Origin of the sequence: Sporosalibacterium faouarense, assembly GCF_016765695.1 — a bacterium.
GTDB classification, from domain to species: domain Bacteria; phylum Bacillota; class Clostridia; order Tissierellales; family VENL01; genus Sporosalibacterium; species Sporosalibacterium faouarense.
Genome location: NZ_JAETGO010000006.1, coordinates 1 through 8268, shown reverse-complemented (window position 1 = coordinate 8268; position 8268 = coordinate 1). Strand labels below are relative to the sequence as shown.

Here is an 8268-nt window from a genome sequence, read left to right as displayed (position 1 = left end):
AGCTCCACTAAGGGGTATTCCTTGAGGGTCCAGTTCGAAGGCGTCGCAAACACCAAGACGTTAGCTGACATTTAACTACTTCTATTAATTAGAAAGGGTGAATTGTATGAATAAAGATATAACGTATATGAATAATAATAGTTTAAAAAGATTTAAAGTTTATTGCAAAAACTACTATACTGCCAAATCATCTGCTGATAATAGGATTTCAACTGCAAAAAAACTTATTAAATTCTTAAATGAAAGAGAAAAGTCTATTAATTCTGTGAAGCATAACAGCATAGAAGAGTTCTTTGATACAGAAATCGAAAAAGGCACTTCTTTGGTAACAATTAATAATTACCATTCATATCTTAAAGGCTTCTTTACTTTCTTAAAAGAACAGAATGATAATAAAGTTATGGAGTACGATAAAGTAAAAATAGAAAGAATAAGAAAAATGGAATACGAGGTTTTTTCGGATTCAGAGATATCGGAATTGTTCGACATTATAGATTTAGAAAAGAACATGAGAATAAAAATAAGCAATATGATACTTTTTAAAATTATGTTTTATACAGGGTGTACATTAAGCGAGGTACATTCATTAAAAGTATATAAGAAAACATCAGATGTAACTGATGATGACAATTATATTGTATTGGAGACAAAAGAGATCTATTTTAGGCATCCTAATGTACGTAAGTTTAAATTATATGATTCTTTATGTAACGATATTATAAACTATCATAGAATAATTGCAGATGCTATTGGAAAAGATGATATACCTACTGGTGGAAATTTATTTCTAACCACATATGGTAAAACAAAAACACTAAAAATGCTTCAGTACAATTCCTTACAATATAGAATAAATTCTATAAAAAAGAAAAGTAGCTTCTCAAATAAAAAACTGTCTTTAAAAAACATTAGACATACTTTAATAAAGAAATTAATAAATTCAGGTAAATCATTAGAGTTTATTAGTTCTAGTATTGGCATTGATATATCTACTTTAAAATTTTATTTAGATAATATAGAAGAAACAGAAAGTGAAATAATAGATTACTTTTATGGAGAACACCCATATAAAACGGTAATAAATTAAACGATCAGCTAACAAGGTTTTTGCGCAAGGGTGCACTGGGGGCAGGCTTTGGAGTGATGTGCACCACACCTTCTCACTGGGAACGAAGTTCCACTCAGGGGCATTCCTTTGAGGTCCAGTTCGAAGGTGTCGCAAACACGGAGACGTTATAAGACATTTTATCCTTACTTAGATTAGGGGAAATTTTTAGGGTTTTGAAAGGAGTGTCGTAATGGCTACATGGGTTACTCATTTGCGTATTGCAGAAAATTTGCATAAGACATACGAGTTTTCAGAAAGAGAGTTTTTGGCAGGAAATATTGGACCAGATTGTGGTGTTCCAAATGAGGATTGGTCAAGTTTTGAACCACCTAAAAAAACAACTCACTGGCTTAGAGATAATGAAGAATCAGGCAGAAAAATAGATGGAAGTAAAATACAAGCAGAACTATTCTATAACAAATACATAAAAGATCAATTGAATATTATAGATGATAGAAAGTTTTCTTTTTTGATTGGGTATTATACTCATTTGTTAACTGATATTCAGTGGTCAAAAATGCATAGGTTGAAGAAAGAAAATGACTTGGAGTATAAGCAGCGATTTAAAAGTGATACGAGTTTTATTTGGGAAGTAAAACGAGATTGGTATGGAATTGATTGTGAATATATTCAATCAGAAAAAGATAATGTATTTGATAAAAAGTTCACTAGCATTCAAGGTGTTAAAGATTATATTGATTATTTTCCAAAAGGAGCATTTACTTCACAGATTAAGTACATTCAAAATTTCTACAGAACAAAGAGAGACGAGCTTAATCCAACAGGAAGGTATTTAACAACTCATGAAATGAATGATTTTGTAAGGGACACAAGTAATCTCATCAATGAGAAAATATGGACAAGATTATCAGAGTATTCCTTAAAAGCTAAGGGGAAAAACATCTTATAACAAGGTGTTTGAGCAGGGGTGCACTAGGGACTGTCTTTAGGGTAATGTGCACCACACCTTCTCACTGGGAGCGAAGCTCCACTATTGGGTATTCCTTTGAGGTCCAGCTCGAAGGAGTCGCAAACACGAAGACGTTATAAGACATAGCTGTTCATACAATAGGTTTAAACTAAGGGGAGGATTTTTCTATGGAAATAAGAGAAGGTATAATTTCAGATATAGAAGGGATTACAAGAGTACACATAGGTTCATGGAAAAGTACATATAAAGAAATATTATCAGATGATTATTTACAAGGGTTATCATTTGAAAAAGGTAAGAAAAGTTGGGAAAGATTCTTTCAAGATAAAAACAATAAAGTCATAGTAAGTTTAAATGAGGGTAAGGAAGTAATTGGATTCGCATCATTTGGTCCTGATAAAGATAAAAAGCACAATTATGAAAATCAATTATATGGAATATACATTCTTGAAGAATATCAGAGAAAAGGTATAGGAAGACAAATGATTGAGAAGGTAATAGAGAAGATGAAAAATAATAGGACAAGCTCAATGATAGTTTGGGTTCTAAAAGATAATCAGTCATATAAGTTTTATGAGCATTTAGGAGGAAAAAAGGTAATTGAAGATGATATTAAAATTGACGGAAAAACTCTTAAGAAGGTCGGATATGGGTTTGATAACGTAGGTGATATTCTAAATAGGTTGTAGTTTAAGAGTTAGTGGCATCGCTACGTCTTATAACATGGGCTTTACAACATGGTAAAGAATGTTGATAGGGAAGGTAGTTTACACGTCGCAAAGCCCAGAAACGTTAGAAGACATGACTAAATTAAGATCGAAATAGTATCAAGGGGGATTAATATGTGGAAGTCAAAAGGATCAGAAAATTATATTTTTTATTATCATGAAAATTCCTATGCTGAAAAGGATATAGATAAAGTTATAGAGATACAAGAAAATTGTTATGATTATATATGTCAAGTGATGGGTGAAAAACCCAAAATAAAATTAAAGTACTTTCTCTGCAATTCTCCAGAAGAAGTAGGAGAAATGTATGGTGACAATGAACCATGCAATGGTTTTACAAAGATGCCTAATGAAATTTATGCAGTTTATAACAGAAATATTAAGTGTATAGGTTATCATGAAGATGCACATGTGATTTCATACAATAGCTTATCAAGACCACCTATAAATTTTATACGACAAGGATTAGCAATGTACTTTGATAAAACTTGGTGGGGAGTGTCTAACTTTGCATGGACGCTGTACTTTTTTCAAAATAGAAGATTACCAAAACTTGAAGATTTAATGGACAATTCTAGCTTTCATAAATACTCTTATGCTGTTACATACCCAGTAAGTGGAGCATTTACTGAATATCTTATCTCAACTTTTGGTATAGAATCTTATAAAAAATTATATTCAAATATAAATGACGATTTTAGTGTTTGTGTTAGAAGTGTATTTGGGGAATCATTAATTCAAATAGAAAATAACTTTATTAAATATCTGAAGAGTATTAGTGTGAGTAATAGTGTTTTCTCTATAATAGAAACAGAGTTAAAAGAGAAAGGTCTCTTTGATAAGGTGTAGATGTCACATCATCTAACAAAATGTTCCAGCAAGGGTGTTGTAGGAGTTTTTTGGGGTCAAGCCATCGCACCACATTCCTTTGTCGGGTGCAAGCACCGCTAGGGGGGTATTCTTATGGGGTCCGACTCAGAAACGTCTGGAACACGAAGACGTTATACGAAATAATTGAGAAAGAGAGGCAACCATGAAAACATTTTTCGAAGAAGGATTAGATATGATGATTATAATTTTATTGATTCCTCTGTTGAGTAAAATTTCTTCACTTATATTTGGTGTTTTACTAGTGTATTGTATTATACGCAGCTGCTTTGTAAAAAATATTGTTCCTGCACTAATGATAAATATTCTAATTCTTTTAACAGCTTTAATAACAAGCATTAATTCAAATATACATGGAGAAAATGAAGTAGTGTTTTTAATAGTTACAACAACAGTTTTGCTAATTATTGCAACCATACAGATATTTGTGATTTTAATTAGAATTTTTAATTTTGGTAAAAAAGTAGAGCATGTTAACCAATATATAGGGTGGAAAGGTAGTGTAATAAAAATTTTAAGTGTATTTAAGGACATGCTTTATACACTGAGAATTATAATTGGAATTATCTATCCTATTCTATTAACTTGTATTATATTACTATCATTTGCAGGAATGTATAATGGAATTAATTACTTTTACAAAGATAGTAAACATGAAATAGGTCTTTATTCTAATAATGGTATTAGGATTGAAACCACTAATATAGATGGATTATCTAATATAGGTGGCAACTTAAGAAGATTAAATAGAAATGGTTATCTTTACTTTAGCGCAACTACACACTTTACTATTGGGTATGGTGATATATCACCGAAAGGCGAGTTGTTTAGGTTTGTCACAATAATTCATATGATACTCTCGCATATGTTGAATATAAGTCTATTCGCAGTATTTGGAGCTTTATTTTATGATTTTATAAAAAGTAAGGAAATTGAGAGTTTTATTTATTGAGCTATTACTTCGTATAACAAAGTTTTTGCGTAAAGGTGCACTAGGGATAAACTTTTGAGAACTGTGCACCACACCTTTTCACTGGGAGCCAAGCTCCACTTTTAGGTATTGCTATAGGGTCCAGTTCAAAGATGTCGCAAACACGAAGACGTTATATGCCATCCTTTGTAAAAAGGAATGGAGAGATGAGAGAAATAGTTAAAATGTAAGTTATTTTAGTAATGGTTTACTAGGATACGAAATTAGGTAGGAAGATGCAAGAGTGATTTGAAAAATGGGGTGGAGTCATGATCGGCAATAAAAAGAAAAACCTTTTCATGATCTTAGTTTGCTTAGCATTATTGTCCAGCTATTTATATGTAGTTATTTCTAGCGAATTTGATATGTTAAGCCTAACTGAAATGCAGAAAGGACGTTTTGTAGTTCATAAAAATTATTATTTTGGTTATGCAATGCAATGGAATGGTGTTTTAAAGCCTAAAATAACAAAGATTGAGTTATGTAAGGAAGATGGAACAATTTTAAATGAAAATGATGAAACAATTAATGTAAAAGTCTATATTGATACTTCAAACCATACAGGAGTATTAGATGATGAATCATACAAGGAATTTGTTGAAAAAAAAGTAATCAATTATTTAGAACCTAAGAATTTAAAATTAGAACCTAAGGAATTTACTTTAGTTTTAAAAGCAAAGAAAAAGAATGAGGATTTCAAGGATGATTATGAAAAAATTGTAATTTACTATAAACTATTGGGATTAGAAAAAAAGCAGGTATTTCAATTCAATGGTTTTGAAAGTTAGTTGTTATAGAAAGATAGTAGCAAAAGGACGGCACATAACAAAATGTTTGCACAAGGGCGCTCTAGGGCTGGATTCAAGAAAACTTAGGGTAATGAGCGCCACACCTCTTCGCTGGGAGACAAGCTCCACCAAGGAGGATTCCTTTGAGGTCCAGCTTAGAGACGTCACAAACACGAAGACGTTATATGACAGACTTATATTTAATAAGAATTTTGAGAATGGTTTTTTAGAAATAATATATTACTTTTTAAGCTAGGGAGTGATTATTATAAAGAAATTAGTAGTAGGATTAGTTATTATGCCGGTTATAATTTTAGTAATAATTATATCTTTATTTTTTGTTTCACCAATTATAAATAATATATCACTAAATAATTTTGCAAAACAATTAAATAAGGACTCATTACCTAGAAAAACAAATTTGGTTGATAAAGATGCAGTATGTGGAAAATTAAATGGAAACGGGAATGGAATGGACTTTTTCGCTTGTATTCTTATTGAATCAGAACTATCATTAGAAGAATTAGATAAACATTACAAAGTACAAGAATTCAACACAGCAAGAAAAAGTGGAAGATATAATGTGAGATTGGATATTATTCATGCAAATGGATACATGTTAAAAACTGAGCACTTGGAACATCAAGATGTTTATTTTGAATCCTTGAAGAATATAGATGATTATTCTGGTTATTACGTTGTTATTATTTATGATGGAGGGTATCCTACTTATTTTGATCTTAGGGGTAATTAATTTATTATCGAAATAAATGTTAATTAATGGTAGTTATTTCAAATAAAGGATTCAATATTTTTAGGAAATTTTTGGTTTATTTCTTGGGATAGTCCATCATATAACATTGTTTTTGCACAAGGGTGCACTCGGGCAAATCTTTGGGGCAAAGTGCACCACACCTTCTCACTGGGAGCAAAGCTCCACCAAGAGGTATTCCTTTGAGGTACAGTTCGAAGGTGTCGCAAACACGAAAACGTTATGTGACATTCACCTCTTTTGTAATTCACTTTGAAGTGAATAATTTTAAATATGTAAGGAAGGAGAAACTATATGCAGTTTACTGATGATGAGCTAAAATTTATAGTTAATAGAAAAACAGTTGGGAATTTTTATCCATATAAAGATGGTACTATAAAACAAATTGTTTATTATATAAAAGAAATTGCTTCAGTGTTTGAAGCATCTAAATTACTTTGTTGTGATGCAGATTTCAGTTCATATGGTAGTGGTTTCGCATCATATGTTGACTGTTTTTTATATAAAAGAGATGGATCTTCTAGTTTTAAAAAAGATAAAACATTATGGATTGATGGAATAACGCTTTATATTAGTAAGTTTGCCCCAGTAGCAGTTTGGGGTCATAGTAGAGTAACTAAACATAGAACAGGTGGTAGTAGAGATTTTCTTAACTATAATAATATTGGAGAGTTGCCTAAAGGAAATTGGAATAATGAAATGTATCAAATGAAAAATATCTTGAACAAATATAGTATTGTATGCTTAGAAAAAAAATATGTTAAAAAAAGACTTAATTTTGAAGTTAAAATTCCCACAGTTTTAAATCAAGGTTCATATAAAGTATTTGATGCCTTGTTCTATTGGGAAGATTAAAGAGATGGCTATGTATGTTGTGCTTCGAAGCTAGAGGTGAACATCACATAACAAAATGTTTGTGCAAGGGTGCACTAGGGACGAGCTTTGGGGCGATGTGCAACACACCTTCTCACTGGGAACGAAGTTCCTTCAAGGGGTATTCCTTTAGGGGCCAGTTCGAAGGTGTCGCAAACACGGAGACGTTAGGTGAAATAGTCGTTATATGGGTAGTTCTATTGGGCTAGAAAATAATTTTTATAGGGATGATTAATATGATATTGAAGAAGGAAAATGGAAAAATCATTATACATATTAAGGAAAAAAATGTGTATGCATATACCAATTATGAAAAGAGTCTATGGAATAAGATTAAAAGTACTAGGTGGCATGTGAATGGAGAGTACTTATTTTGTAGTAAACTAAATATGTATTTTCATAGATATGTTATGGAACACTGGTATGGAAAAAAGGTCTTAAAAGAATTTACTGAAAAAGGCTTTGTAGTTGACCATATTGATAATGATGGGAATAATTGCGAAATAACTAATCTGCATTTTATACCAGCAGATGAAAACTTAACAAAGGCTCATAGCTATGATAAAAAGAGACCTAAATGTAGAAGGAATTTTGCTTTGAACTTTTTTAAAGATTTTGAAACAGGATTATATCAAATTACAATTGGGTTTAATAAGGAATCGTATATTGTACTTGATAATAAAACTATACCAATTGCAAGTCTATTTTTACTATATGCAGATGATTCATCACAAGTCCTTTATGATTCCTTAACCATCATTAATGAACTTGATACTAAAGGAAAGATTCCATTTGCACGATTAGGATATATCGATATTAAATACAAAGAACCAGTTTTTTGTAAGCCAAACTCAGAAGACTATAATAGCCCAATGATCCAGATTGATGGTGAATGGTATATGAATCTTTCAAGTCAGAAAATTTGGATAGAACGAATTTCTCCAGATAAAGAACTCTATAGTAAAACTCGTAATAGTTAAAGTTTGGCTCTTGAGCACGACTACTCCACATAACAAAATTTTTGCGCAAGGGTGCTCTAGGGAAAAAGATGTTTAGGGAAATGAGCACCACGCCTTTTCACTGGGAACGAAGTTCCACTAAGAGGTATTCCTTTGGGGTCCAGTTCAAAGGTGTCGCAAACACGGAGACGTTATATGACAGAATAACTATAACAAGACGAAGAGATCAATTTTGGGAAAAATATGTTTTT

General features: G+C 31.4%; 9 protein-coding genes. All 9 read left to right on the top strand.

Annotated elements, in window-relative coordinates; all coding sequences use genetic code 11:
• Positions 1-106 precede the first annotated feature (106 nt).
• Positions 107-1087: a site-specific integrase gene (locus tag JMO20_RS00690; protein WP_202707226.1), complete on the top strand. Its 981-nt coding sequence runs from the start codon at positions 107-109 to the stop codon at positions 1085-1087.
• 211 nt (positions 1088-1298) lie between these two features.
• Positions 1299-2018: a zinc dependent phospholipase C family protein gene (locus tag JMO20_RS00685; RefSeq protein WP_202707225.1), complete on the top strand. Its 720-nt coding sequence runs from the start codon at positions 1299-1301 to the stop codon at positions 2016-2018.
• A 188-nt stretch (positions 2019-2206) separates the two neighbouring features.
• Entirely contained in the window at positions 2207-2728 is a 522-nt protein-coding gene (locus JMO20_RS00680) for a GNAT family N-acetyltransferase (protein ID WP_202707224.1), read from the top strand.
• Positions 2729-2881: 153 nt separating this feature from the next.
• Positions 2882-3616, top strand: coding sequence for a hypothetical protein (locus tag JMO20_RS00675; RefSeq protein WP_202707223.1), 735 nt, complete (start codon positions 2882-2884; stop codon positions 3614-3616).
• 184 nt (positions 3617-3800) lie between these two features.
• Positions 3801-4607, top strand: coding sequence for an ion channel (locus tag JMO20_RS00670; RefSeq protein ID WP_202707222.1), 807 nt, complete (start codon positions 3801-3803; stop codon positions 4605-4607).
• Between the two features lie 287 nt (positions 4608-4894).
• Positions 4895-5413 carry a hypothetical protein gene (locus JMO20_RS00665; RefSeq protein WP_202707221.1) on the top strand — a complete coding sequence of 173 codons (519 nt, stop codon included), beginning with the start codon at positions 4895-4897 and terminating at the stop codon, positions 5411-5413.
• Positions 5414-5672: 259 nt separating this feature from the next.
• Positions 5673-6167 (top strand): hypothetical protein, encoded by a 495-nt coding sequence (locus tag JMO20_RS00660; RefSeq protein WP_202707220.1) that lies wholly within the window; start codon positions 5673-5675, stop codon positions 6165-6167.
• A 312-nt stretch (positions 6168-6479) separates the two neighbouring features.
• Entirely contained in the window at positions 6480-7040 is a 561-nt protein-coding gene (locus JMO20_RS00655) for a hypothetical protein (RefSeq protein WP_202707219.1), read from the top strand.
• 254 nt (positions 7041-7294) lie between these two features.
• Positions 7295-8038, top strand: a complete 744-nt coding sequence (locus JMO20_RS00650; RefSeq protein WP_202707218.1) for an HNH endonuclease family protein — start codon at positions 7295-7297, stop codon at positions 8036-8038.
• The last annotated feature ends 230 nt before the right edge of the window (positions 8039-8268 follow it).

Bases quoted from the DNA above. Each gene is read 5' to 3' on its own strand.
- JMO20_RS00655 (WP_202707219.1), top strand. From the start codon at position 6,480: ATGCAGTTTACTGATGATGAGCTAAAATTTATAGTTAATAGAAAAACA.
- JMO20_RS00680 (WP_202707224.1), top strand. From the start codon at position 2,207: ATGGAAATAAGAGAAGGTATAATTTCAGATATAGAAGGGATTACAAGA.
- JMO20_RS00675 (WP_202707223.1), top strand. From the start codon at position 2,882: ATGTGGAAGTCAAAAGGATCAGAAAATTATATTTTTTATTATCATGAA.
- JMO20_RS00685 (WP_202707225.1), top strand. From the start codon at position 1,299: ATGGCTACATGGGTTACTCATTTGCGTATTGCAGAAAATTTGCATAAG.
- JMO20_RS00690 (WP_202707226.1), top strand. From the start codon at position 107: ATGAATAAAGATATAACGTATATGAATAATAATAGTTTAAAAAGATTT.
- JMO20_RS00650 (WP_202707218.1), top strand. From the start codon at position 7,295: ATGATATTGAAGAAGGAAAATGGAAAAATCATTATACATATTAAGGAA.
- JMO20_RS00665 (WP_202707221.1), top strand. From the start codon at position 4,895: ATGATCGGCAATAAAAAGAAAAACCTTTTCATGATCTTAGTTTGCTTA.
- JMO20_RS00670 (WP_202707222.1), top strand. From the start codon at position 3,801: ATGAAAACATTTTTCGAAGAAGGATTAGATATGATGATTATAATTTTA.